This window comes from Microbulbifer regidiadema (SeqCode), from assembly GCF_052467605.1.
Window position 1 is genome coordinate 37,214 of sequence record NZ_CP174315.1, and the last position, 23,591, is coordinate 60,804.

The following is a 23,591-nucleotide window of genomic DNA, read 5'->3' on the forward strand; positions in this document are numbered from 1 at the left end:
GCCCATTGGCTTTGCGTTTCTTTTTCTAAAGCCAAGCATCGTTGTTGAGGGGAATAGAGATTTATCTATATTTCCAAAATGAGCTCGGACGAACCATTTGATCCTGCCATTCCGATCCCCGAACTCGAAAATCTGTTTGATGCGAGCATCCGGGTGTTTTTGCGGAATGGAATAGTAACGGCCACTATGGACGATGTGGCCGAAGCTGTTGGTGTATCTACGAAAACACTCAATGCTGCTTTTGGGTCGAAGCGGGAGTTGGCGGTCTCTGCACTGCGGTGGTACTACCTCAAATACAGCCAGCAAATGCAGTCGGTTATGGCAATGCATTCGGATGCGTACTCGGCACTGCAAGGGGTGCTGATGGAGTTTACCGAGCTGTGCTGTGATGACCTGAAAGCCGAAAAAGGCCTTTTCTGGCCGACACTTGTGGACCTTGGCTACGTTGACGAGAGCCTTTGGGCAGAGTTTCAGAACCTGCAATTTGATTGGGAAGATCAGATCAGGGATAAGTTGACTCAGTGTCAGGATGAGCTGAAGAACCCCGAGGACATCGAGATCCTGACTGCCTATTTTATTATGGTTTTCGAGGGCCTCTACGAGCTCGTAAAATTCGGCACCCCACGCGAAAAACTCTTTGCATTGATTGAGGTTACGCTGGAAGTGCTGGGCAGTAGAATGAAGACCGGCGGGAAGTAATTCCCCTTTTCCAGTATTCAAACCGAAGACAGCCCAATGGAGGCGCCATTGGCGCCCCCATTTCAGTGCACAGTGAGGAGTATATCTCTATTTTGAAGTGGCACTGAGGGCGTTGCCCAGGGCGAACACGGATGCGAACAGCAGGACGATATCTTTCAGCAGGAACTGTCCCGGAATAACAGAGATCGCCAGCACGCCAGTGTCAGGAATGAACACGCCCGGCGTGGAGAAGAAGAAGCTGAAGGTCACCAGGAATGTCGCGATTGCGCCCAGTGCGCCGTAAACTGCGAACTTTGGAGCGAAGAAGCGGGTGGCGAGTAACCCTGCGATGGTCAGCTCAGTAAGTCCGATGAGTTTGGACACAGCTCCTTCGGACAGGAATGTGTAAAGCCATCCAAGAAAGGGAGAATTCTCGACCAGTCCGCGAATTGCTCCAGCCTCATAGGCCGTAAACTTCATTCCGCCAAACCAGAGGAACACGAGAATAAGGGCCGCGAAGATTCCGTTTTTCGCGATGTCGGAGAACAAAGCACCCAGGGCGGCATTGTCTTCTGATTGTGTGGCAGTCGCGTGAGTAAGATCAGTCATATCAACCTCCTGTGTTGAATTTGGCAGTGTGTTGTGGCGGGTCTTGCCAGCCTGTGCGCTTAGGTATATGTATTACGGACCGATGTGTCCATAATGAATTACGGACTGATCGGTAACATTGTTGTGAGCGGGAATAGAGTGATGGCAAGACCTCGGGAATTTGACCCTAAAACTGCGTTGGACAGAATACAGAGAGCTTTTTGGGAAAAAGGCTACCACGGCACCTCCATGCAGGATCTGGAGAGGATAACCGAGCTGAAGAAGCAGTCGCTCTACCGGGAATTTGGCAATAAAGACGCCATGTACGCGCGGGCGCTGAAGCTTTACCACGAACGGGACATCACCCATCTGGCGCAGGTGATCTGCAAGGCACCGGACGCAAAGCAGCGCTTTGTGGATCTGTTTGAGGCAGTACTGGAGCCGGTGCGCAATGGCGACCGAAGCGGTTGCTTCCTGTGCAACTCTGCCATTGAGCACGCCCATGATGACCCGCAAATCCAGTTGAATGCGCAGGAGGGCATCAAGAGTACGCAAGACCTGTTCAACACCGCCCTCGCCGTCTCCGAGCCTTACAAAGGCGATGCGGCCCTGCGAAAGCAAAAGGCCAACCTGCTCGCCGCCGGCTACTTCGGCCTGCGCGTCATGGTCCGCGGTGGCACTCCGCTGGAAGAGCTAGAAGAAACGGTCAGCGTGCTCGTCAGCACGATCTAAGCACAACGGTTTTGCTTAGCAGGCGAAGTAAGGTAGGCGTTGCCCCTCTATAATTTTAGGATTTTCAAATGGCTGGTTATGTTCTTCACCACTACAACATTATCGACAGATCCCGCATTGAGGAACTCGGCCCCAGATCCCTGCCAATTCTCGAAAAATATGGTGGTGAGTTGATCGTCGCAAGCCCGATGAAAGCCCTTGCGGATCCGACACCTTATACGAACATGGTGATGTACAAGTTCGAGAGCTTTGAGGCTGCTCTGACCTTCTATAACTCAGAGGAAATGGTGGAACTCAGAAAGTTCAGCAGTCAGGTCATCGAAGGATTTGCGACCGTCATTCCGGGTCATTCAGAAACAGAAAGTGTTGTGAAGTCAGGCTATTTCACGAGCGAAGCCGCGAGCTGATCTTATCCCGCAGATGAAGCAGTGGAGTGGCACTAACTCGCTTTATCAGAGAGGTGTTTTTCTACTTAGAGTATAAAAGAATTTGTAATGCAAGCACCATTCCAGAACAAATAAATATTGCATAATGGAGCTTTAGCTCAAGGCTTCATTGTGGCCATCCGTCTATATTATACAGTATGCCTTTCAAGCAGGCACGCTCGAGTTATGACAAATGGGGAAAGCATAAATGGCTTACCTGATTAAGTTAGATTACAACAGCAGAGAACCTCAGTTTGAGTTCCTAGATGAACCACAAGAAATGGCGATTTTTGGGCTTAGCACGGGAGTTCATATTGATCCCAGCCGTTTCCCGACCAAAGCAAAAGAGGAAACAAAGAAAAAGGTCATTCCCGATATCTTTTCCATGCCGGGACTGAATGCCGTCTCTCAGCGCTTCAAGGATCTGGTGGAAGAATTTGAGCCGGGAATTCATCAGTTTCTCCCACTTGATCTGTTTAAGAAAACAGGTGACCCGATTGATGGCAATTTTTATACCTTCAACTGCGGGAAACGTCTGGATGCGGTGTTGAACAAGCATTCCAATGTCGAATGGATGGCTTCAAATGAAGTTACCGGTGAACCAGAACTCGACATAGATGTACGATATACAAATTACTTAAGTGCTCCTCGCATTAAAGGGCACCATTTTTGGTCATCCGATTACCAACGCGTTATTGGCGTTTACGTCTCAGAAGAAGTTTTTAAGCGCCTCAAAACAGAGAAGTTCAAATATTTCAAGTTTCAACATTGGCCTGAACTTGATGAATTATGGTTTCCTGAAGAAAACATCGGCCCATTTCTCGAGTGGGAAGCTGCCCAACAGCATTGACTTGGCTTAAACTAACGCACACGTAACCCACAGATAGTGGCAAATTGAAACTTTGCCATTCCATCACTTGTTAAGCGTAGTTCCCATGCTTAATCAATAAAAAAGGCTGGCAAAGCCTATGACCTCGCCAGCCGATTTTCTCTTTAAGTTACAGCCTTATACGGACTGCACCTTGTACAGGAAGTCGTCGATCTGCTCGCGCAGACCGATCACTTCTTCGCGGACGGAAGAGGCTGTTTTGGAGACCAGATCAGAGGACTGGTTTGTCTTTTCAGCCGCTTGCGCCACCAGCACCATGTTCTCAGAAACGTTCTGCGTTCCCGTTGCCGCCTGATGCACGTTTTCGGTGATCTCAGCGGTGGCAGCGCCTTGCTGCTCAACGGAGGCAGCGATGTTGGAGGCGAACTCGTTGACCTGCCGGATGCTGGAAGTGATTTCCTGAATAGCTTCAACAGCATCCTTGGAAGAGCCCTGAATCTCGGCAATCTGCTGAGAGATCTCTTCGGTCGCCTTGGAGGTCTGGCTGGCCAGCTCTTTCACTTCCGTTGCCACAACCGCAAAGCCTTTGCCCATCTCACCAGCACGAGCCGCTTCGATGGTGGCGTTAAGCGCCAGCAGGTTGGTTTGCTCGGCAATGTCTTGGATGAGGTTCACCACCTCACCAATGCGCTGCGCCGTGCCGTCCAGATCCATCACTTTGGCATTGGTTGCCTGTGCTGCATCGTTGGTCTGCGTGATCACCTTGTTGGTGCGGGCAATCTGCTGCGCAATCTCCTCAATGGAGGTGGAGAGCTCTTCAGAAGCCGATGCCACCGTCTGCACATTGGCGGTTGCTTCTTCTGAAGCGGCAGAGGTCGCCGTGGTCTGAACGTTGGTGTTCTCGGCGATATTCGCCAGTTCTTTGGAGGTCTGCTCCAGCTCGTCAAAGCGGCTATGGATGACGCCCAGAGCAGTTTCTGCGGTGCCGGAGAACTCCTCGATCAACTTAGCCGCTTCCTTCTGGCGGTTGGCTTCACGCTCGTGTTCCTTCTCCGCCTCAGACTGCAGGGTCTGACGTTCTGAAACCGCAGTGACAAACACTTTCAAGGCGTTAGCCATCTGGCCGATTTCATCAGAGCGGTCTGTATACTGGACTTCGTCCTTCACATTGCCGTCTGCCAGAGACTGCATTCGGTGGGTCAGGTTGACGATTGGGCGGGCGATGGAATTGCCGATGAACCACAGGATAAGACAGCCGATAAGACCGGAGCTCACTGCTGCAATCAGCGCCATATCACGGGTATAGCGTGCGCCTGCCCTCAGCTCATCCGTGGTGACGGACATGCCGGCAAACCAGAACTGATCCGTTGTACCCAGCTGAAATTTCTCCAGAATAAACAAGCGGTCACCGATTTCCTGCACGTTGGCCTTCTCGCGGACACCATTCATGATGGTCTCAATCACCGGACGTACCTTCTTGCCCAGAACGTCACGGTCACTATGGCTGACCCATAGACCGCCTTCACTGACCACGGCCAGACGACCTGTCTCGTAGAAGTGCGCGGCGCTCATTTTCTCTTGCAGCTTGTCGAAATCCACGTCGATCACGACCACGCCAACAGGCTCCCCGCGGGCATTCAGGATCGGGTCCAGAACGGAAGCGGAGAGGATGGTCTTGCCTTCAACATCAAAGGTGTAAGGCTCTGTTACGAATTGGCTTTTCTGCTGCATGGCCCGGCGCATGCGGCGCTGAACATCCGCGCGGCCAATGTCTGCTGTCAGGGACTGGACACTGCCGTTTTCCATATAGAAGTAAGGAACGAACTGGCCGGTGTCAGAAGCGTACTTCTTACCAATGTAATCCGCATCCTTGCCTGCAACATCCGGTTGCAGGAAGACGGCGATGCCGAGAATGTCTGTTGTGCCGCGCAAAGCAGCTTCAGTCATCTGGGCAATGTTGGTGCGCGATGCTTCTCCGGTGCTGATCTCAGCGCCATAAGTATTTGCAAGCGTTGTGGAAATAACCTGCGACTCTTTTAAAAGATCCTGCGCAGTGACGGCCAGACCGGAGGCGACCGAGTTGAATAGTGCGCGGCTGTCTTCCTCAGCGGTTTGCATGCTGAGGTATGTCCCGATTGAAATTACGAGGGATGAGGCAACGAGAAGAACCGCTGCGGATGCGCTGACAATGCGATGACTTAGTTTCATTTTTTGCTTCGCCATACTGTAAAATTCAGTATGAGTTCCGCCATCTTCCACTCATATGACGCCGGATTCAACCACCTGCAATGTTGTGCCTCTACTTCGACCCGTTGCGTATTTTGTGCAACTTTGGGTTTTAACCCTTGTCCAGGGTTTGTGTAACCTTGTTTTCGCATTTATCGTGAAACGCTTTCGCGTTTTTCGTGCGCCGCTTCACCCGAGACGATCCCGAAGATCAGCAAACAGATCGAGGATTTGCGCCCGGATTGAGACATCCAACGCAGAGACTGGCTCATCAGCCACAATCAGGCTTGGATTGGTCACCAAAGCACGTGCAATCGCAATACGCTGGCGCTGACCACCTGAAAACTCATGCGGATATTTGTTTGCATCAGCGGATGTAAGACCAACGCTCTCCAATACTTCGTGGACCCGCTTTCTGGCGTTGTACGCGAGACAGCTCTTTACGCATCAAGTGCAATGGTTCACCCACCGTACGCTCAACGGTATGGCGTGGATCAAAGCTGCCGTATGGGTCCTGAAAGACTGCTTGAATCCCAAGCTGAAGATCTTGTCGGTCTTTGCGAGAAACAGAGTAGGGGTCTTGTCCCAAAAACTGAATGTGTCCGCCATCAGGTGGCGTCAGGCCCAAGATGGTACGAGCCAATGTGGATTTGCCACAGCCACTCTCACCCACAAGTCCCATGCTCTGACGCGGCGCCACATGGAAGGACACATGCTGAACTGCACGGTGCCATTGCCGACGGGTGAAGAAGCTGGCGCGTGGAAGCGGATACTCGCGCAGTACATTACTCACCTTCAACAGCGGCTGTGTTACCTCGTCAACCGGCTCTTGTCGCGGAACCGGCACGTGGTTGGAGGCCTCAAACAGCTTCTTGGAGTACGGATGAGAAAGATTGTCGAACAGCTCGCAGGTTGGGCCACGTTCAACAATCACACCATCCTTCATGATCGCCACATTGTCCGCCATATCCGCAACAACAGCCAGATCATGTGAGATGAGCAGCATTGCCATCTGCTCTTTCTTCACGATGTCCTTCAGCAATGTCAGGATCTGCGCCTGAACGGTCACGTCCAGTGCTGTTGTCGGCTCATCGGCAATAAGAACTTTTGGCTTGCAGGCAATCGCAATTGCAATGACCACACGCTGGCGCTGACCACCGGAGAGCTGGTGGGGAAAGCGATCAATCAATCCGTACTCAAGGCCAAGACCAACACGCTCTAAAACATCAATGGTCTGTTCCATTGCTTCTTTGCGGGAAAGACCAAGGTGCCAGCGCAACCCTTCTGATACCTGCTCACCAATGGTGCGTGTTGGATTGAGAGCAGTCAGCGGCTCCTGAAATACCATAGAGATGTCCTTGCCACGAATGTGGGTCATCTCGGTATCGGTCGCGCGCGTGAGGTTCTTACCCTCAAACATCAGCTCGCCGATCTGATTGGCACCTTCTGGCAGCAGCTGCATGGCGGAGAGGGCACTCATGGACTTGCCTGAGCCGCTTTCTCCCACGAGGCCAAGGATTTTACCTTGCTCAAGCGAGAAGCTCACATTGCGCAGGATCGCCTTGTCACCAATGGAAACACAAAGGTCCGTCGCGGAAAAGACAGAGGTCATGCCACTCTCCTCCGCATTTTGGGATCAAGTAGATCACGCAGGCCATCACCCAACAGGTTGAAGCCAAGTACAGAAAAGATAATTGCAAAGCCCGGATAAAGTGCCAGTTGTGGTGCAAACGCGACCATGGTCTGCGCCTCATAAAGCATGCGGCCCCAGCTTGCCATCGGAGGCTGTGTGCCCAGACCAAGATAAGAAAGTCCGGCTTCCGACAAAATCGCGAGCGACAGCTGAATGGTCGCCTGCACAATCAGCAAGTTAGCGATATTCGGTATAACGTGCTCCAGCGTGATCAAGAACGAATTCTTGCCAGAAAGCCGGGCAGCAAGCAAAAATTCGCGGCCTGAAAGGGATAGCGCACCACCTCTGGCCACACGTGCGAACACCGGAATATTGAAGATGCCAATTGCGATCACCGCGTTGATCGTACCCGGTCCAAAAATGGAAGTGATCAGCACGGCGGAAAGCAGGGAAGGGAACGCAAAGATCAGGTCATTGGTGCGCATAACCAGTTCTTCCAGCAAACCTTTGCGTGCTGCTGCAAGCAGTCCCAGCGGAACACCGATCAGCATGCCAATGCCAACGGCAATCAACGCGACAATGATGGAAGTGCGCGCACCCACCATCAGCATCGAGAAAATATCGCGGCCATACTGATCTGTTCCGAACCAGAACTCAGAGCTCATTGGCTTCAAGCGGTTGGCAACGTTCAGAACATCAATTGCATAAGGCGTCCAGAAGATGGAGAGCACGCCAGCTATCAATATAACGATGGCAAGGAAAGCACCAATCAGGAAGGAACGGCTATGCAGAGCCTTCCTCCAAATGGAGATTTCATCATAGGTAGCAAGCGACGGGTAGCTCGGAAGTTCCTGATTCATACTCGTCGCCTCAATCTTGGATCAATGGCTGCATAGGCGATGTCGACGAGAAACGTCACGAAGATGGTCAGAGCAACAAGCAGCATCACACTGCTTTTCACAACAATGAGATCGCGCTGAGTGATGCCTTGGAAAATCAGACGCCCAAGTCCTGGCAGGTAGAACAGGTTCTCAATGATAACAGTACCCGCAATCAGGAAGGAGAACTGAAGGCCAAGAATGGTCAGCACCGGAATAAGAGCATTTCGCACACCATGGCGCCAAAGCGTGGCTTTGTTGGAAAGACCTTTCGCGCGTGCGGTGCGAATATAATCCTCATGGAGCACATCCAGCAGAGCGGAACGCATTACGCGGGCCAGAATGCTGGCTTGCGGCAAAGCCAAAGCCACAACGGGTAGTATTAGGGCCTGCAACGAGCCAAAGAAGCTCACCTCCCAACCGGGGAAACCGCCCGATGGCAAAACACGCAGCACAATCGCGAACACATAAACTAAAAGAATAGCGATCCAGAAGTTCGGGATCGCAATACCAATCTGCGCTACAGACATGATGCCCGTATCAATGAGCTTGCCATGATACCGGGCTGAATAAACGCCGATTGGGATTGCGATGATGGTAGAGAGGATCAGAGCGCCAGTAGCCAGCGGAAGGCTGATCTGAATACGCTCACCGATGAGTTCTGCAACTGGAACGGAATAGGTATAGCTGATCCCGAAATCGCCCTGCAGCATGCCAAGCACCCAATTGATATAGCGGGTGGTGACGGGTGCGTTCAGACCAAGTTCGGCACGCAGTGCTGCCAGCGTGTCAGGCTGTGCGTTCAGCCCAAGCATCACTTCTGCCGGATCACCGGGAATAACCTCAAGCACAACGAAGATTACGAGGCTTGCGGCCAATAGAGTTGTCAGTAAGCCTATGAGGCGAAGGAACGCGAACCAGAGCATTCGACAAATCCGCAAAACCAATCAAACTTGCGTCGCACAAGCAAATTGTACAATGAGAGAAAAGGGTTACCCCTAGAGTAACTATCGGTTTGAAATCGCTTAAACCAATTGGTCTGGAATAGCAATTGAGAAGGGCCGCGATTACGGTTGCAACCGCAGCCCTGTGCAAATATCTACGTGTATTTGCTAGGTGATTTTAGTTATTTGCCCAGTGAACCTGCGACAGGTCATTGCCCGGTGTCGGAGAGTTGCGCCAAAGCCCCTTCACATTGGCATTCCAAACACCTGACTTCGCCAGCTGGAACAGATACACATTCACCGCGTCGTCAGAGATAATCTGCTGAGCCTGCTTCAAAAGCTCATAACGCTTCTCTTCATCAACTGTCACATTCAGCTCTTCAATCACGTTCTTGAAGGCGTCACTGTTGTAGTTGAAGTAGTACTTCTCACGCGCATAGATACCAATATCCATTGGCTCAACATGAGAGACGATGGTGAAGTCGTAGTTGGTCTCTTTAAATACCTCAGAAAGCCACTGCGCCCATTCAACCGGAATGATTTTCAGGTCAATGCCAACTTTCTTCAGATCTGATGCAATCAGTTCACCGCCACGGCGCGCATAAGTTGGCGGTGGCAGCTTCAGCGTTGCACTGAAGCCATCAGCATAACCGGCCTTGGCAAGCAGCTCTTTCGCCTTTGCAGGATCGTAAGGATACAGTCCTGTCAGATCGTTATAGGCAGGGTGGTGTGGTGCGAAGTGTGTGCCGATTGGAGTGCCCAGACCGAACATAGCTCCATCAATCAGCGCCTGCTTGTTAATCGCATGAGAAATAGCCTGACGGACAAGCTTGTTCTTAAGAGGGCCACGGGTGTTGTTCATCGCTAGGATGGTTTCACCCTCAGTGGTCCCAATCGCAACTTCAAAACGTGGATCAGCTTCAAACTGAGCAATAGTTTCCGGTGCAGAGAAGGTTGGAAACGCATCAAGGTCACCGGAGATCATGGCAGCAAAAGCAGCATTGGGATCAGAGATAAAACGGAACGACGCCTTATCCAGCTGAGGTTGATCACCCCAATAACCATCAAAGCGGGAAATGCGGATTTCCTGTCCCTTCATCCAGCGATCGAACTTGAATGGTCCGGTGCCAATCGGTTTCGTTTTGTTGCTCTCAGCGGTTTTGGGAGAAACGATAACGGCGTCACCCCAAGCCAGATTATAAGCAAGATTGCCACTTGGTGTGGTGAGTTTGATATCAACGGTTTCCGGATCAACCACCACCACTTCATCAATCGCTGCAAACAAAGGCTTCTGGGCATTCACGCTGCCTTCTGCCCGTGCGCGATCAATGGAAAACTTGACGTCCTCAGCTGAAAACGGTGTTCCGTCATGGAAGACGACACCCTTTTGCAGGTGGAAACGATAGGTCATTCCATCTTCGCTCACATCCCAGGATTTGGCGAGAGAAGGCTGAACGCTTCCATCCGGCCCGATACGTGTCAGACCCTGAAAGATGTTTTGATAAACCACTTCATCAATCGCAGCAGCTGCGCCTGCAGTCGCATCAAGATGAGGAGGTTCAAGTACCATTCCCAAAGACAGGGATGATTTGGCTTCAGCAGAACCGTGCGCACCTGTAAGTGCTGCAAGGACGAGGGCCGCGCCTCCAGCAAGGCAAAGCAGCCGACTTTTTAATGACTTTGCATGCATTCCATTCCGTCCCTTATACTTTAAGAGTGCACGTGATCAGACTGTGTTCTTGTTATTGGGCTTGCATCAGGCTCTGTAAGAAGAGAGTACGCCGCCAGTGCCATTACTTTTGCGCTGTCTACGAGATCCTCAATTCCAACAAATTCGTCCGGCCTGTGCGCCATCTCAAGTTTGCCTGGGCCATACGCAATACAATCGTGCAAGTGGCCAAGCCGTGTTATGTGCTTCTGATCATATGTCCCCGGAGAGACCACATATGATGCATCCTTTTGAAGCACGTCTTTAATTCCGTCTGCGACTGCGCGCGCGACTGGGGAGTCTTTGTCGGCCATCACAGGGAGAACTTCAAGGAGATCCTTAAGTTCATATTCGAAATTTCTACGTGTTTTACGCAGATTTTCTAATATTTCAACTATCTCTTGTTTCACGTCCTCCAAAGGCTCTTCAATCAGGAAGCGACGATCCAGTACGATGCGGCAGCTATCCGCAACACAAGGGGAGGGAAGACCGTCATGTCCTTCATCCTGCCCGCCATGTAACGAGTTGATATTTAACGTAGATGATCGGGCGCCGGGAGGAATAACCGGCATTTGTGTTTGTTTTTTGCTGAGCGCGGGGTAAAGCTCGTTTTCAAGCACATTCAAAAACGCTCCCATGTGACGAATTGCGCTGTCTCCCAAGAATGGCATGGAGCCGTGTGCAATGGAGCCGCGAGTCTCAATCTCACTCCACCAGACCCCTCTGTGCCCAAGACAAACCTGATCCTTATGCAGTGGTTCCGGGATGATCACATGATCAACGCGTGGTTTGGAAAAGTATCCATGTCTGGCAAGATAAGCCACGCCGCCAAGCCCGCCTAGACTCTTCATCAACGGTGCCTGAGATTTCAATCGCACCGCAAAACTCGGGGAAACACTCAATCAGAGCTTCAGCCGCGATAATGGAAGAAGCCAAGCCGCCCTTCATATCGCAGGCCCCGCGCCCAAAGACCTTACCGTCTTTGACAACCCCGGCAAACGGATCAACCGTCCAGCCATATCCAACTTCAACTACATCAATGTGTGAGTTGAAATGAACGCAAGGCCCGGGGCCGCGTCCCTCATAGCGACAGATGACATTGATACGCGGATAGCGATCAGAGTCGCCAGGGGTGCTTTCACCTCTGACATACTCAACCTGGAAGCCTTTGCGCCTCAAGCGTTCCCCAATGAACTCGGCACAGGGGCGATAAGCTTCTCCGGGAGGATTGATAGTCGGAAACGCAATCAGATCCCGTGTCAGAGCCACAAGCTCCTCTACTTTGCTCTCGACAGATTGCCTGAGTTCATCCCGCATTGTCCCCCCAATCAAATGCTTAAATGAATTAACGAATATCGTGACCCGTCCCAAATCGACTGAATACCCCTGAAAAGTACTAGGTAAGTTGACGATAAAGAGATTGGTAAAATGCCTTAATTATTTTCGAGAGAATGTGTGGAACACTGAAACTCCACGTGTTTTGAGGGTTTTTGCCTGCACCTTCTGAGTTTACGAATAGTCTACTCGTTTGTTTGAAAGTGATCCTGAAAATATGACTGGCAATAGCATGAGCAAAATCACACCTGTGATTCTGTCGGGTGGGTTTGGATCTCGCCTCTGGCCTCTGTCCCGTAGAGAAAGGCCAAAACAATTCTTGCCAATCTTTTCAGGACAAAGCCTCTTTCAAAAGACATGTGAACGAGTGAGTTCCGAGCAGTTCCGCGCCCCTCTGGTCATTTCCAATCAGGATCATCGCTTTCTGATCGGCGAGCAAATGGCAGAACTTGGCATTGAGCCTCAGGCCATCGTGCTGGAGCCATGTGGACGCAACACCGCAGCACCAGCGGCTCTTGCAGCTCTTATGGCGCTACAGACAGATGAAAACGCCATCGTATTGCTGCTGCCGTCAGACCATCTAGTCGCAGATGATAAAGAGTTTCTATGCGCTGTAGAAGCTGCGCATACTGCTGCTGATGCCGGGCAGATCGTGACCTTTGGTATTGAACCAAGCGAACCCAACACCGGCTACGGCTACATCAAGCTATGCGAGGGCAGTGAGTCTGTCCGCAAGGTCGATGCCTTTGTCGAAAAGCCGGACCTGGCAACCGCAGAGGAGTTCCTCAAAGACGGCAACTACCTTTGGAACGCCGGCATCTTCATGTACTCAGCTGCTGCCATGCGCGATGCTTTCCAAAAGCATGCGCCCGATATCTGGGAGCAGGTGGCCAAAGCCTCTGAGAATGCAAGGCACGATCTCGACTTCCTGAGATTGGAAGAAGAAGCCTTCGCGCAAGTACGCAACATCTCCTTTGATTATGCGATCATGGAAAATGAAGAGAATGTTGCCTGTGTCCCCACTGATCCGGGGTGGAGTGATTTGGGCTCATGGCCAGCGATCTGGGAGTCCATGGCAAAGAATGATGAGGGTAACTCTGCTTTAGGCGAAGCGATCTTCGAACAGTCCAAAAATTGCCTCGTTTATTCTGAAGATGCCCTCGTCAGCGTTGTCGGCCTGGAAGATGTCATGGTCGTCAACACCAAGGACGCACTCCTCGTCGCCGCAAAAGATAAGGCGCAGGACGTGAAGAAGGTGGTGGAGCAACTGGACAAGGCAAACCGGCCTGAAACTGTTCAACACCGCCGCGTTTACCGCCCTTGGGGGTGGAGTGAACGCATCTCAGAAGGCGAGCGCTTCCGTGTGCAGTCCATGATGATCGAACCTGGCAAAGGCCTGACACTGCAGCGCCACATCCACCGTGCAGAGCACTGGGTTGTTGTGAGTGGAACGCTGGAAGTGACCATTGATGGGAAAGATGAGCTGATTTCAGAAAATCAGTCTGTCTTTGTCCCGCTTGGAGCAAGGCACAAACTACAAAATCCGGGAAAAATCCCGGTTCGCATGATCGAAGTCCAGTCCGGCGCATACATCGCCGAGGATGATATCCTGCGAGTATAACGTGAATTTGAGAACCGTTTGGTGGGTAACGCCTCACATTCAAACGGAGTTTGATAAAAGCGTCACGTCTCTGTACTACCAGTGATCTGATGCTTACCTAGGAGAAAATATGTCAGTTAAACCGGTTTCACAGCTAACGCCGAACACCTTGGCCTATGAAACGACACCGTTGGTCAAGCCAACCGGTTTTCGCGAGTACGACGCGCGCTGGCTCTTTGAAGAAGAGATCAACCTGAAGGGCATTCAGGCTCTGGGCGAGGGGCTCGGAACTCTCATTCATGAACTTGGTGTTCGTCCTGAGATCGTAACTGGTCATGATTTCCGCGGCTACTCTGCCTCTATCAAGATGGCTCTGATTACAGGTCTCATGTCTGCGGGCATCAAGGTGCATGACATTGGCCTCGCTATGTCTCCAATGGCCTACTACGCGCAGTTTGATCTGGATGTCCCATGCGTGGCGATGGTCACAGCTTCCCACAACGACAACGGCTGGACCGGTGTGAAGATGGGCGCAAACCGCCCGTTGACCTTTGGTCCTGAAGAAATGGGCCGCCTGAAAGAGATCGTTCTGGAAGGGAAAAGTGATCTGCGTGGTGGTGGTTCCTATGAGTATCACCCAGATCTGGCTGACCGCTACATCGCGGACCTGACTGAACGTGAAAAGCTGAAACGTCCGATCAAAGCAGTCGTGGCATGTGGTAACGGCACAGCAGGTGCTTTCGCACCGCGCATCCTTGAGGCGCTGGGCGTGGATGTCATCCCGCTGGACTGCGAGCTGGATCATACCTTCCCGAACTACAACCCGAACCCGGAAGACATGAAGATGCTTCATGCGATCCGCGACAAGGTGCTGGAAACCGGTGCCGAAGTTGGCTTGGGCTTTGACGGTGATGGCGACCGCTGCGGTGTGGTTGATAACGAAGGTGAAGAGATCTTCGCTGATAAAGTCGGCGTCATGCTCGCACGCGATATCTCCGCACTGCATCCGGAAACCCAGTTCGTCGTGGATGTTAAGTCAACCGGTCTCTACCACACAGACCCGGTCCTCAAAGCCAATGGCGCAAAGACTGACTACTTCAAGACTGGTCACTCTTACATCAAACGCCGCGTGACTGAGCTTGGCGCGATCGCTGGCTTCGAAAAGTCCGGCCACTATTTCTTCAACCCACCAATCGGTCGTGGGTATGATGATGGTGTTGTCTCTGCTGTTGCTGTTCTGGACATGATGGATCGCAACCCGGATAAGACCATGGCGGACCTGCGCCGTGACCTGCCGAAGACCTGGGGCTCCCCAACCATGGCAGCAAAATGCGCAGATGAGATCAAGTACGATGTGGTTGATCGTGTTGTTGAGCGCTTCAAATCCATGAAAGCGGAAGGTGCGAAAGTATCCGGTCATGATATTGATGACCTCATCACTGTAAACGGCGTTCGTGTTGTCTGTGACGACGGCACCTGGGGCCTTGTTCGTGCATCCTCCAACAAGCCTGAACTGGTTGTTGTGGTGGAAAGCCCGGTTTCTGAAGAGCGCCTGCATGAGATGTTCAAAGCAATGGATTCAGTCCTGCGCGAAAATCCAGAGGTTGGTGACTACAACCAGACACTTGCTGAACTGGCCTAACGCCTAAACAGAATAAAGACACTAAAAACGCCGGCCCTTTGGGACCGGCGTTTTTGTTATGGGACTACTTGCACAAAGGGTGGGGGATGGCTAGTAGCCCGCAAAATAAAGCAGGTCGACAATGTATTTGCGCACCGCTGGGCCATGCGGTTTCGGCAACCCAATGATCGCATCATAAAGGCGGACTTCACTGTCACAGAGTTGTTTGTCGGTCGGGTCTGCAGCAAAAATGCGGCTCAGTGACTCCATCGGATACACTTTCACAAGTGCATCAAAGGCGGCGTTCACCGGAAGATACAAGTCCGTATCAGTCGGCTTATCTGTTGCCTGGCCAATCACACGGATTTTCTTCTTCAATGGCACTGCCGGGTAATGAATGACAAGCCCGTCATCCTTTGCTTTCACTTGCGCATCTGCAAGCAAGCGGAAGAGAACCAGCCCTTCTTTGGAGCTTTCGCTTTCCACCTCTGTGTAGCTGTCCAGAAACGCACCAGTCGACCCGGAAAAGACCTGCGCACAAATCAGCTCACCCTTGCTCTTTTTCAGCTTCAAAGTGAGCGCCTGCTTGGCTTTCAAGACTTCTACGATTTTATCGTCATCGGCATACTTCAAAAGTGGTCGATACACCTGCAGGGCGCGATAGAGCATGTCATGTAAGCTCTTGGCCAGCACCCGCTCATCAGCGCCTGATTGAATCTCTTTCTCAATTTGACTCTGCAGGTCTTTGTAAAGACTTGGAAATTCTCCCTTGATCACGGGCAGAGAGGGAATGTCCGCGACAAGAGTATCCAGCACTTTGGGCTGATCCTTACCATCGGCAGCCTGGCTTTCCTGCGTCAGATATCCGCCAAAATCAAAGTAAAGCAAGGTCGCCACAATAGTGACAACAACCAAAGGAACGCCAACGTACTCCGCAAGCTTACCAATCATCTCATTTTGCCTTCAAGTTACAGTCAGGAGGGTATGCCGACTGTATATTATAAATTATCAAAAATGACAATTTATAATTTTAAAGGCTTGAAACCGACTCTAAATCAGTGTGTTACAGGTGGTTTCTAAAGAGATCCTTCTCTTGTTTTACCAAGTCACTGATGAAATCTGAGACAGCTTTGATACGGCGCAGGTGCCGTGCGCTTTCATGGGTCACAAGGTAGTAACTGCGAGAGATCCGCCGTTCAGGCAGCACGGGCACGAAGTCATCATTACCGTCTGCAATAAACCCATGAAGGATGCCGATCCCACTGCCAGCGCGTACGGCTTCCGTCTGCCCAAGAGCACTGGCGCACTCCAGACGTGACTGCCATTCCTTGGAGAACTCAGCTGAGTAGTTGAGGGAGGAGGCAAAGATCAAGTCGTCCACATACCCAATCAGGCGATGTTGCTTCAGCTCTTCTTCGGTCTGCGGCAGGCCATAGCGATCAGCATAGGTACGGGAAGCATAAAGACCCAGTGAGTAGTCCGTCAGTTTACGGCTCACTAACCGCCCATGTTCTGGCTGGCCCACTGTTACGGCCAGATCAGCCTCTCGCTTAGATAGTGAGAAAGCTCGGTGGAGCGGAACCAACTGCAGTGTCAGATCGGGATAACGTTCATTAAGAGCGCCAAGGCGTGGGGCCAGAAACGCAACGCCAAAGCCGTCAGGCGCACCAATACGCACCGCACCGGAAAGTTCCACATCTGTCCCGCCGATTTCAGCGCGAGCAGAAAGCATCTCCGTTTCCATGCTCTCAGCAAACTCAAAGAACCGCTCACCTTCACTGGTCAAGGCGCAGCCTGTGGTTCGGCGATCAATCAGTTTAGCCTGCAAGGCAGCCTCAAGCGCGGAGAGGCGGCGGGCAACGGTTGCATGGTTGAGGCCCAGCCTTTGAGCGGCTCCCAAAATCTGCCCGGAGCGCGCCACAGCAAGAAACACTCTTGCATCATCCCAGTTCATGATTTTTGATTGCTCCCATTCCACGTGCTGCGCAGTTTGCTCTTTAATTTTCGCACAACGGTTTCGATTATTATCTCATTGATATGCGAAAAATATAGTTCATGCTAGGGGCATAAAGAAATTCGCTCGCAGACCTGTAAAACGCATGCGTTTGCGGGCCGCAAGAATAGACCTGGAGAGGGAGGACCTCATGGAAGAGATCGGTCATTTCATCAATGGACAGCGCGTTGCAGGCAAGTCTGGCCGCGCAGCTGACGTTTTCAACCCGGCAACCGGTGAAGTTACAGCAAAAGTTGCTCTGGCAACCACAGCTGAACTGCAGGAAGCAGTAGCGATCGCTGAAAAAGCGCAGGTAGGCTGGGCAAAAACCAACCCACAGCGCCGCGCTCGCGTAATGATGAAGTTCGTATCCCTGCTTCATCGCGACATGGACAAGCTGGCATCCAAGCTGTCCGCAGAACACGGCAAAACCTTCCCTGATGCGAAGGGCGACGTGATCCGTGGTCTCGAAGTTGCAGAATTCTGCATCGGCGCACCGCACATGATGAAGGGTGAGTTCACCGAAGGCGCTGGTCCTGGCATCGATATGTACTCCATGCGTCAGCCTCTGGGCGTTGTTGCGGGTATCACTCCATTCAACTTCCCTGCAATGATCCCGATGTGGAAGTTCTGTGTTGCGATCGCAGCTGGTAACTCCTTCATCCTCAAGCCATCCGAGCGTAACCCTTCCGTGCCTATGATGCTCGCTGAGCTGATGCAGGAAGCTGGTCTGCCAGACGGCGTTCTGAACGTTGTAAACGGCGACAAAGAAGCTGTAGACGCAATCCTCGATGATCCGATCATCCAGGCTGTTGGCTTCGTTGGTTCCACTGCGATTGCTGAGTACGTTTACACCCGCGGTACAGCTTCCGGTAAGCGCGTACAGTGCTTCGGCGGCGCGAAAAACCACATGCTCATCATGCCAGACGCTGATCTGGATCAGGCTGCTGACGCTCTGGTTGGCGCAGGCTTCGGTGCTGCTGGCGAACGCTGCATGGCGATCTCCGTTGCTGTTCCAGTTGGTCAGGAAACTGCAGACCGTCTCATCGAGAAACTCATCCCACGCGTTGAAGCTCTCAAGGTTGGTCCTTACACCGCTGGCGACGACGTAGACTTCGGTCCAGTCATCACCCCACAGGCACGTGACCGTATCCTCGGTCTGGTGAACTCCGGTGTAGAGCAGGGCGCTAAGCTTGTTGTAGACGGCCGTGACTTCAAACTACAGGGCTATGAAAACGGTAACTTCGTTGGTCCTTGCCTGTTCGACAACGCAACCAAAGACATGGACATCTACAAAGAAGAAATCTTTGGTCCGGTTCTGACTGTTGTACGCGCAGAAAACTACGAAGAAGCTCTGAGCTTGCCAATGGATCACGAGTACGGCAACGGTACTGCAATCTTCACCCGTGACGGTGACACTGCACGTGACTTTGCAAGCCGCATCAACATCGGCATGGTCGGCATCAACGTGCCAATCCCTGTGCCGCTCGCTTACCACACCTTCGGCGGTTGGAAGCGTTCTGGCTTCGGCGATCTGAACCAGCACGGCCCAGACGGCTTCAAGTTCTACACCCGCACCAAGACAGTGACATCCCGCTGGCCTTCAGGTGTTAAAGAAGGTGCAGAATTCTCTATCCCAACAATGGGCTAAGCCTTCGGGAAACAGATTTGGAAAAGGCGCTCTTCGGAGCGCCTTTTTTCATTCGTTACTACCAAGAGGGTAGGCGCAGGGCGCGGCTCCCACAGCCCGGCAAGGCTCGTAATAAGCAATCTTGCTCGTACTGCCATCATCCCACGTCAATTGAACTGCCAGCGCTTGCACGGTCCCGCCAGGAAACTCCATGATGTAAGGCTGATGAATGCTCTGGGCTTCCACGCGGAAGGGATACTCCGGATCGCAATCAGGAATAGGGAAGCTCTCATTGAGATCCTTGGAATCGATGGAATACTTAATTTCCTTCAGCCTGCAGCGCAGCGACATGATAGGTGCGAAGTTCACAATCTGCTTGCCGTCCAGCGTCTGAAAGGTGATCCAGCCTTGGGGCTGTAGATCATCCGCCATCGTTTTAAAAATCTCCAGCGGCGGAATCACGTCACTGCGCTCAGCGGTAAAACCTTGCTTCTCGGAGGCAATGGATGCGGAGGTAAGGCCCAGGCCCCAAATTGCCGTCAGGCAAAGACGGCTAAAAGAGCGAAACATGGCAGGTTCTCTCCTTTTTGTTGTTATTCAGCAATATCAATTCGTTAGTTCGATGTAGGCTGAGATGTACAAGAGAACCCGGGGACCCTAGCGGAAAGCAGTTAATATTCCCGAAAATTCGGGAATCCATGAGCCATTTTGATTTTTATCGTGGCAGCTCTTCGGTAAAACCCCGTAAACCTCGGCAAAAGCAAGGCGCTCTGAGGCTCCTTAGATCTCTCCATGCGCGCACCTGTGCGCTTATGTCCCATACTAAATGGGGGGTCTTCGCCTCTGAGTTTATTGCGATTTATTAAAAAACTGGAGTAATTCTAACGAGCATGTTGCAGTGGAACACCGGACGGGTCGATTCCTTTGCACAAGCAAGTCTAGGCAATTGAAGAGTTTTTTCGGAAATTGCTGATTAGAGTTACAGGCAGATGCCCCGGCTAAGAGGGAACCGGACAAGCGGAATGACTGAAAACCTAGCAGATGTAACAGAGCTATCCGATGCTGAAGTTGCGGAGGCGAATGCCACCGCCAAGAAACGTGGACGCAAAAAGTCCGCGGGTCAGATCTGGCTTCAGGAAGCGGTTCGCCCGGAAATGAAACTGGTGAAGCGCGGCGCATTGTTGCAAGGCCTCTCGGAACTCCTTTGGATTCCGCAGGCAGCACTTCTGGCTCTGGCAATTGCTGGCCTGATTGATCCTCACGGACCGGGCCTCGATCCATTTTACGCAACAGCCTCCATTCTTATTCTGTCCGCCATCCGCCATGTGCTGAAGGTGAAGGGCGGTGAGATTGCCGTTCGCGCGGCCTCCAAGGCGCGTCACAGACTGGAAACCAGCCTGCTGAGCAATCTGACAAACCTGTCCCCGGCAACAGAACTTCCTGCAAGCGGCAAGATCGCATCCATCGCGGTTGAGCACATTCAGGCGATCGGACCATATCTGGGCCGCTTCCTCCCAATTCAGGCGCGTCTGTCGCTCGTCCCTCTCGTTTTGATCGCGTCCGTTGCTTACGTCAGCTGGTTCGCAGCGCTTTGCCTGTTGGTGTTTGGTCCTCTGGTTCCTGTCTTCATGGCAATCGTTGGTATCCGCGCGAAGAAAGCCAGCGATCAGCAGCTCGGTGTACTCGCCGATATGGGTGGCCTCCTTCTTGACCGCCTCAGAGGCATGGAAACCCTGCGTCTGTTCGGTGCAGTTAAGCGTTCCGAAGATGACATCCGCAAACTGGGTGGCGACTTCCGCACGTCCACCATGCGCGTTCTGCGCATCGCATTTCTGTCCAGCACCGCACTGGAGCTGTTCAGCGCTGCAGCCATTGCGATCACAGCAATCTATGTTGGTTACTCTCTGCTGGGTGACTGGAGCTTCGGCACTTATGGTTCTCCGCTGACACTGGCGGGTGGTCTGTTCGTGCTGATGATCGTCCCTGAGTACTTCGCACCACTCCGTGCCTTTGCAGCAGCCTACCATGACCGCGCAGCAGGTCTTGCGGCAGCAGATCACATCGTTGAGCTGCAAAAGCAGCTGGAAAAGGACGGTCTGGAAGATATCATTGGTACTGGTATCGATGTCGTGCCGCTGCCGGAAACTGGCGCGCTGACGATCAGAAGCCTCAGCGTCTCCCGCGGTCACCGCACCATCCTTGAGGACGTAAACCTGTCTTTGGGAGAGCCGGAGCTGGTTGTCGTCAAAGGCCCAAGCGGTACCGGTAAGTCCACTCTGATGGACTGCATCCTTGGCTTCCTGCCAGCAGATCAGGGCCAGATCGCTTATGGTTGAAGCGGCGCACGAAAAACGCGAAAGCGTTTCACGATAAATGCGAAAACGAGAGGACAAAGGTTTCAACGCTTGGTTAGATCAATATTTTGAACATATGAACCAAGGAACGAGAGGCAGAAGAAGAGTTGCCCGATACTTGCCACGGCGGAACACTTCGCCCGCAGCCATACCAACCTTCAGCGCAACTTCAGCAGTCATTGGCCACTTGTTCGCTGTACCGCGCATTCCATCAGTGCCAAAGTATTTTCGCGACATTTAATGTTTCCCTGAACTCACAACGCGGAGCACACCGCTTTCGATAAAATTAGTTGAAATGGTGATACACGCTTGCCCTTGTGCGGTCCTGTCAAATGATATGTCCAATTGTTACGCCGCACCTGCAAAATGACGCAGCTGCAACACGAGTAATCACCAAAACTAAGACCAAGCACTTGAGCCTGAATAACAAATGCCCGACTTAATAGCCGGGCATTTCAACTTTATTAAACTCCTACAACAAGGCGGAGTATTAGCTCTGAGGCTGTGGGTTAAGTCCGTCTGGAGACTCACCACCACCATGCTTCTTCGCACCTGCGGTTGGAACACCGGTCGAGCGAGGAGTGGATGGAGTGTCATCACCGGTATCACGCACAGGCTGCTCACCATCGAGCATCTTGCGGATTTCATCACCGGAGAGAGTTTCATACTCCAGCAAGCCCTGAGCGATCAGGTGAAGCTGATCTTCGTGCTCACGCAGAAGCTTGTTTGCGGTCTCGTAGCCCTGATTAACAAAGCTCTTCACTTCCGCATCAACCAGCTTCTGGGTTTCATCAGAAACGCTCTGGTTCTTCGCTACAGAGTGACCAAGGAAGACTTCTTCCTGGTTCTCGCCGTAAAGCAGCGGACCAAGCTTGTCGGACATACCAAACTGGGTAGCCATTGCTTTTGCAAGCTTGGTTGCCATCTGGATATCGCCAGAAGCACCGGAGGTCACCTTCTCATAACCGAAGATCATCTCTTCAGCCACACGGCCACCCATAGCAACAGCAAGGTCAGCTTTACACTTCGCACGGGTCAGAGAAACCTGATCTTTCTCAGGCAAACGCATCACCATACCCAGCGCACGACCGCGAGGAATGATCGTCGCTTTGTGAACTGGATCAGAAGCAGGCATATGCATCGCAACCAGCGCGTGACCGGCTTCGTGGTATGCAGTCAGCTTCTTCTCTTCTTCGGTCATGACCAGCGTACGGCGTTCCGCACCCATCATCACCTTGTCTTTTGCATCTTCAAACTCAGCCATGGTGACCAGACGCTTGGAGCGGCGCGCAGCAAGAAGCGCAGCTTCGTTCACAAGGTTCATCAGGTCAGCACCGGAGAAGCCCGGAGTACCACGAGCGAGCGTATGCACATCAACGTCCGGAGCCAGAGGCACTTTGCGCATGTGCACTTTGAGGATCTTTTCGCGACCAATCACATCTGGGTTTGGCACAACGATCTGACGGTCGAAGCGGCCCGGACGCAGCAGCGCAGGGTCAAGAACGTCAGGACGGTTGGTTGCCGCGATGATGATCACACCTTCGTTGGCTTCAAAGCCATCCATCTCAACGAGGAGCTGGTTGAGGGTCTGTTCGCGTTCATCGTTACCACCGCCAAGGCCTGCACCACGGTGACGGCCAACAGCGTCGATCTCATCGATAAAGATGATGCATGGTGAGTTCTTCTTAGCCTGCTCGAACATGTCACGAACACGGGAAGCACCAACACCAACAAACATTTCAACGAAGTCAGAACCGGAAATGGTGAAGAACGGCACGTTCGCTTCACCAGCCACCGCACGAGCGGTCAGGGTCTTACCAGTACCTGGAGGGCCAACGAGAAGCACACCGCGAGGAATACGACCACCAAGACGCTGGAATTTCTGCGGATCACGCAGGAACTCAACAATCTCCTGAAGGTCTTCCTTCGCTTCGTCGATGCCTGCAACGTCTTCAAAGGTCACACGGCCAGAAGCTTCGTTCAGCAGCTTGGCTTTAGACTTACCAAAGCCCATCGCTTTACCGCCGGAACCCTGCATCTGACGCATCACGAAGATCCAGATACCGAGGATCAGCAGCATTGGCAGCCAGGAAATGAGGGCGCCCAGCAAAGAGAAATTCTCAGAAGGAGGCTTCGCGTTGATCAGAACGCCTTTGTTCTGCAACACTTCAACATATTTGGCATCGCTAGGCGCATAGGTCTGGAATGTACCGCCATTGCTGTATTTGCCGGTGATCTGTTGCTCTTGGATCGTAACCTCACGGATATCACCCTGCTCAGCCTGATTAATGAACTGAGAGTAGGCAATTTCATTAGTGTTGCTTCGTGAGGTCGGATTCTGAAAGAGCTGGAACAGCGCTATCAGCAACAGACCGATAATCACCCAGAGGGCAAAATTCCGGAAATTGGTGTTCATT

Annotated in this window: 19 protein-coding genes and 2 pseudogenes; 8 read left to right on the forward strand and 13 right to left on the reverse strand. The window is 52.2% G+C overall.

Features of this window, described 5'->3' with window-relative positions; all coding sequences use genetic code 11:
- Positions 1-78: 78 nt before the first annotated feature.
- Complete coding sequence (locus ACJJIF_RS00250; RefSeq protein ID WP_008549339.1) at positions 79-699, forward strand: TetR/AcrR family transcriptional regulator; 621 nt, start codon at positions 79-81, stop codon at positions 697-699.
- A gap of 87 nt (positions 700-786) precedes the next feature.
- Here ACJJIF_RS00250 and ACJJIF_RS00255 read toward each other — a convergent pair whose 3' ends face one another.
- A complete protein-coding gene (locus ACJJIF_RS00255) occupies positions 787-1,287 on the reverse strand; it encodes a DUF417 family protein (protein WP_008549172.1) in 501 nt (166 codons plus the stop codon).
- 93 nt (positions 1,288-1,380) lie between these two features.
- Here ACJJIF_RS00255 and ACJJIF_RS00260 point away from each other — a divergent pair, with 93 nt between their 5' ends.
- From ACJJIF_RS00260 to ACJJIF_RS00270, 3 genes are all read left to right on the forward strand, one after another.
- Positions 1,381-1,998: a TetR/AcrR family transcriptional regulator gene (locus ACJJIF_RS00260; RefSeq protein ID WP_444928415.1), complete on the forward strand. Its 618-nt coding sequence runs from the start codon at positions 1,381-1,383 to the stop codon at positions 1,996-1,998.
- A gap of 68 nt (positions 1,999-2,066) precedes the next feature.
- A complete protein-coding gene (locus ACJJIF_RS00265; protein WP_444928416.1) occupies positions 2,067-2,405 on the forward strand; it encodes a DUF1330 domain-containing protein in 339 nt (112 codons plus the stop codon).
- A gap of 226 nt (positions 2,406-2,631) precedes the next feature.
- Positions 2,632-3,273 carry an imm11 family protein gene (locus ACJJIF_RS00270; protein WP_444928417.1) on the forward strand — a complete coding sequence of 214 codons (642 nt, stop codon included), beginning with the start codon at positions 2,632-2,634 and terminating at the stop codon, positions 3,271-3,273.
- Positions 3,274-3,429: 156 nt separating this feature from the next.
- Here ACJJIF_RS00270 and ACJJIF_RS00275 read toward each other — a convergent pair whose 3' ends face one another.
- The 7 genes and pseudogenes from ACJJIF_RS00275 to ACJJIF_RS00305 form a co-directional block, all read right to left on the reverse strand.
- The gene (locus ACJJIF_RS00275; RefSeq protein ID WP_444928418.1) at positions 3,430-5,511 is read right to left on the reverse strand and encodes a methyl-accepting chemotaxis protein; all 2,082 of its coding nucleotides are present in this window, start codon (positions 5,509-5,511) and stop codon (positions 3,430-3,432) included.
- A gap of 156 nt (positions 5,512-5,667) precedes the next feature.
- Positions 5,668-5,874 (reverse strand): ATP-binding cassette domain-containing protein, encoded by a 207-nt coding sequence (locus tag ACJJIF_RS00280; RefSeq protein WP_444928419.1) that lies wholly within the window; start codon positions 5,872-5,874, stop codon positions 5,668-5,670.
- Positions 5,846-7,090: an ATP-binding cassette domain-containing protein gene (locus ACJJIF_RS00285; protein ID WP_444928420.1), complete on the reverse strand. Its 1,245-nt coding sequence runs from the start codon at positions 7,088-7,090 to the stop codon at positions 5,846-5,848. Before ACJJIF_RS00285 ends, ACJJIF_RS00280 begins: the two co-directional genes overlap by 29 nt.
- Positions 7,087-7,971 carry an ABC transporter permease gene (locus ACJJIF_RS00290; protein WP_054784732.1) on the reverse strand — a complete coding sequence of 295 codons (885 nt, stop codon included), beginning with the start codon at positions 7,969-7,971 and terminating at the stop codon, positions 7,087-7,089. The genes ACJJIF_RS00285 and ACJJIF_RS00290 overlap by 4 nt, the downstream gene beginning before the upstream one ends.
- A complete protein-coding gene (locus ACJJIF_RS00295; RefSeq protein ID WP_444928421.1) occupies positions 7,968-8,915 on the reverse strand; it encodes an ABC transporter permease in 948 nt (315 codons plus the stop codon). The genes ACJJIF_RS00290 and ACJJIF_RS00295 overlap by 4 nt, the downstream gene beginning before the upstream one ends.
- A gap of 196 nt (positions 8,916-9,111) precedes the next feature.
- Positions 9,112-10,623: an ABC transporter substrate-binding protein gene (locus ACJJIF_RS00300; RefSeq protein WP_444928422.1), complete on the reverse strand. Its 1,512-nt coding sequence runs from the start codon at positions 10,621-10,623 to the stop codon at positions 9,112-9,114.
- A 20-nt stretch (positions 10,624-10,643) separates the two neighbouring features.
- Positions 10,644-11,958, reverse strand: a pseudogene (locus tag ACJJIF_RS00305) (acetylornithine deacetylase/succinyl-diaminopimelate desuccinylase family protein).
- Between the two features lie 250 nt (positions 11,959-12,208).
- Between ACJJIF_RS00305 and ACJJIF_RS00310 the strand changes: the two are divergent.
- Positions 12,209-13,597 (forward strand): mannose-1-phosphate guanylyltransferase/mannose-6-phosphate isomerase, encoded by a 1,389-nt coding sequence (locus ACJJIF_RS00310; protein WP_414135998.1) that lies wholly within the window; start codon positions 12,209-12,211, stop codon positions 13,595-13,597.
- A gap of 109 nt (positions 13,598-13,706) precedes the next feature.
- Positions 13,707-15,218, forward strand: coding sequence for a phosphomannomutase/phosphoglucomutase (locus ACJJIF_RS00315; RefSeq protein WP_352930931.1), 1,512 nt, complete (start codon positions 13,707-13,709; stop codon positions 15,216-15,218).
- A gap of 90 nt (positions 15,219-15,308) precedes the next feature.
- Here ACJJIF_RS00315 and ACJJIF_RS00320 read toward each other — a convergent pair whose 3' ends face one another.
- Positions 15,309-16,148 carry a hypothetical protein gene (locus tag ACJJIF_RS00320; protein WP_444928423.1) on the reverse strand — a complete coding sequence of 280 codons (840 nt, stop codon included), beginning with the start codon at positions 16,146-16,148 and terminating at the stop codon, positions 15,309-15,311.
- A gap of 112 nt (positions 16,149-16,260) precedes the next feature.
- On the reverse strand, positions 16,261-17,151 hold the full coding sequence (locus ACJJIF_RS00325; protein ID WP_008550093.1) for a LysR family transcriptional regulator: 891 nt from the start codon (positions 17,149-17,151) through the stop codon (positions 16,261-16,263).
- A 190-nt stretch (positions 17,152-17,341) separates the two neighbouring features.
- Between ACJJIF_RS00325 and ACJJIF_RS00330 the strand changes: the two genes are divergently transcribed.
- Positions 17,342-18,841, forward strand: coding sequence for a CoA-acylating methylmalonate-semialdehyde dehydrogenase (locus tag ACJJIF_RS00330; protein ID WP_014285172.1), 1,500 nt, complete (start codon positions 17,342-17,344; stop codon positions 18,839-18,841).
- 48 nt (positions 18,842-18,889) lie between these two features.
- Here ACJJIF_RS00330 and ACJJIF_RS00335 read toward each other — a convergent pair whose 3' ends face one another.
- Positions 18,890-19,390: a hypothetical protein gene (locus tag ACJJIF_RS00335; protein WP_414133717.1), complete on the reverse strand. Its 501-nt coding sequence runs from the start codon at positions 19,388-19,390 to the stop codon at positions 18,890-18,892.
- A gap of 452 nt (positions 19,391-19,842) precedes the next feature.
- Between ACJJIF_RS00335 and ACJJIF_RS00340 the strand changes: the two genes are divergently transcribed.
- The gene (locus ACJJIF_RS00340; RefSeq protein WP_444928424.1) at positions 19,843-21,156 is read left to right on the forward strand and encodes an ABC transporter transmembrane domain-containing protein; all 1,314 of its coding nucleotides are present in this window, start codon (positions 19,843-19,845) and stop codon (positions 21,154-21,156) included.
- Between the two features lie 114 nt (positions 21,157-21,270).
- On the opposite strand, the pseudogene glmM reads toward ACJJIF_RS00340, so the two are convergent.
- Both glmM and ftsH read right to left on the reverse strand, forming a co-directional pair.
- Positions 21,271-21,411, reverse strand: a pseudogene (glmM, locus tag ACJJIF_RS00345) (phosphoglucosamine mutase); the annotation flags it as partial.
- A 253-nt stretch (positions 21,412-21,664) separates the two neighbouring features.
- Positions 21,665-23,590 (reverse strand): ATP-dependent zinc metalloprotease FtsH, encoded by a 1,926-nt coding sequence (ftsH, locus tag ACJJIF_RS00350; protein ID WP_014286937.1) that lies wholly within the window; start codon positions 23,588-23,590, stop codon positions 21,665-21,667.
- Position 23,591: the final 1 nt, after the last annotated feature.

Excerpts from the sequence above, each read along its gene's own strand:
- ACJJIF_RS00250 (WP_008549339.1), top strand. The coding sequence starts at position 79 with ATGAGCTCGGACGAACCATTTGATCCTGCCATTCCGATCCCCGAACTC.
- ACJJIF_RS00255 (WP_008549172.1), bottom strand. The coding sequence starts at position 1,287 with ATGACTGATCTTACTCACGCGACTGCCACACAATCAGAAGACAATGCC.
- ACJJIF_RS00260 (WP_444928415.1), top strand. The coding sequence starts at position 1,381 with ATGAATTACGGACTGATCGGTAACATTGTTGTGAGCGGGAATAGAGTG.
- ACJJIF_RS00265 (WP_444928416.1), top strand. The coding sequence starts at position 2,067 with ATGGCTGGTTATGTTCTTCACCACTACAACATTATCGACAGATCCCGC.
- ACJJIF_RS00270 (WP_444928417.1), top strand. The coding sequence starts at position 2,632 with ATGGCTTACCTGATTAAGTTAGATTACAACAGCAGAGAACCTCAGTTT.
- ACJJIF_RS00285 (WP_444928420.1), bottom strand. The coding sequence starts at position 7,090 with ATGACCTCTGTCTTTTCCGCGACGGACCTTTGTGTTTCCATTGGTGAC.
- ACJJIF_RS00290 (WP_054784732.1), bottom strand. The coding sequence starts at position 7,971 with ATGAATCAGGAACTTCCGAGCTACCCGTCGCTTGCTACCTATGATGAA.
- ACJJIF_RS00295 (WP_444928421.1), bottom strand. The coding sequence starts at position 8,915 with ATGCTCTGGTTCGCGTTCCTTCGCCTCATAGGCTTACTGACAACTCTA.
- ACJJIF_RS00300 (WP_444928422.1), bottom strand. The coding sequence starts at position 10,623 with ATGCATGCAAAGTCATTAAAAAGTCGGCTGCTTTGCCTTGCTGGAGGC.
- ACJJIF_RS00310 (WP_414135998.1), top strand. The coding sequence starts at position 12,209 with ATGAGCAAAATCACACCTGTGATTCTGTCGGGTGGGTTTGGATCTCGC.
- ACJJIF_RS00315 (WP_352930931.1), top strand. The coding sequence starts at position 13,707 with ATGTCAGTTAAACCGGTTTCACAGCTAACGCCGAACACCTTGGCCTAT.
- ACJJIF_RS00320 (WP_444928423.1), bottom strand. The coding sequence starts at position 16,148 with ATGATTGGTAAGCTTGCGGAGTACGTTGGCGTTCCTTTGGTTGTTGTC.
- ACJJIF_RS00325 (WP_008550093.1), bottom strand. The coding sequence starts at position 17,151 with ATGAACTGGGATGATGCAAGAGTGTTTCTTGCTGTGGCGCGCTCCGGG.
- ACJJIF_RS00330 (WP_014285172.1), top strand. The coding sequence starts at position 17,342 with ATGGAAGAGATCGGTCATTTCATCAATGGACAGCGCGTTGCAGGCAAG.
- ACJJIF_RS00335 (WP_414133717.1), bottom strand. The coding sequence starts at position 19,390 with ATGTTTCGCTCTTTTAGCCGTCTTTGCCTGACGGCAATTTGGGGCCTG.
- ACJJIF_RS00340 (WP_444928424.1), top strand. The coding sequence starts at position 19,843 with ATGACTGAAAACCTAGCAGATGTAACAGAGCTATCCGATGCTGAAGTT.
- ftsH (WP_014286937.1), bottom strand. The coding sequence starts at position 23,590 with ATGAACACCAATTTCCGGAATTTTGCCCTCTGGGTGATTATCGGTCTG.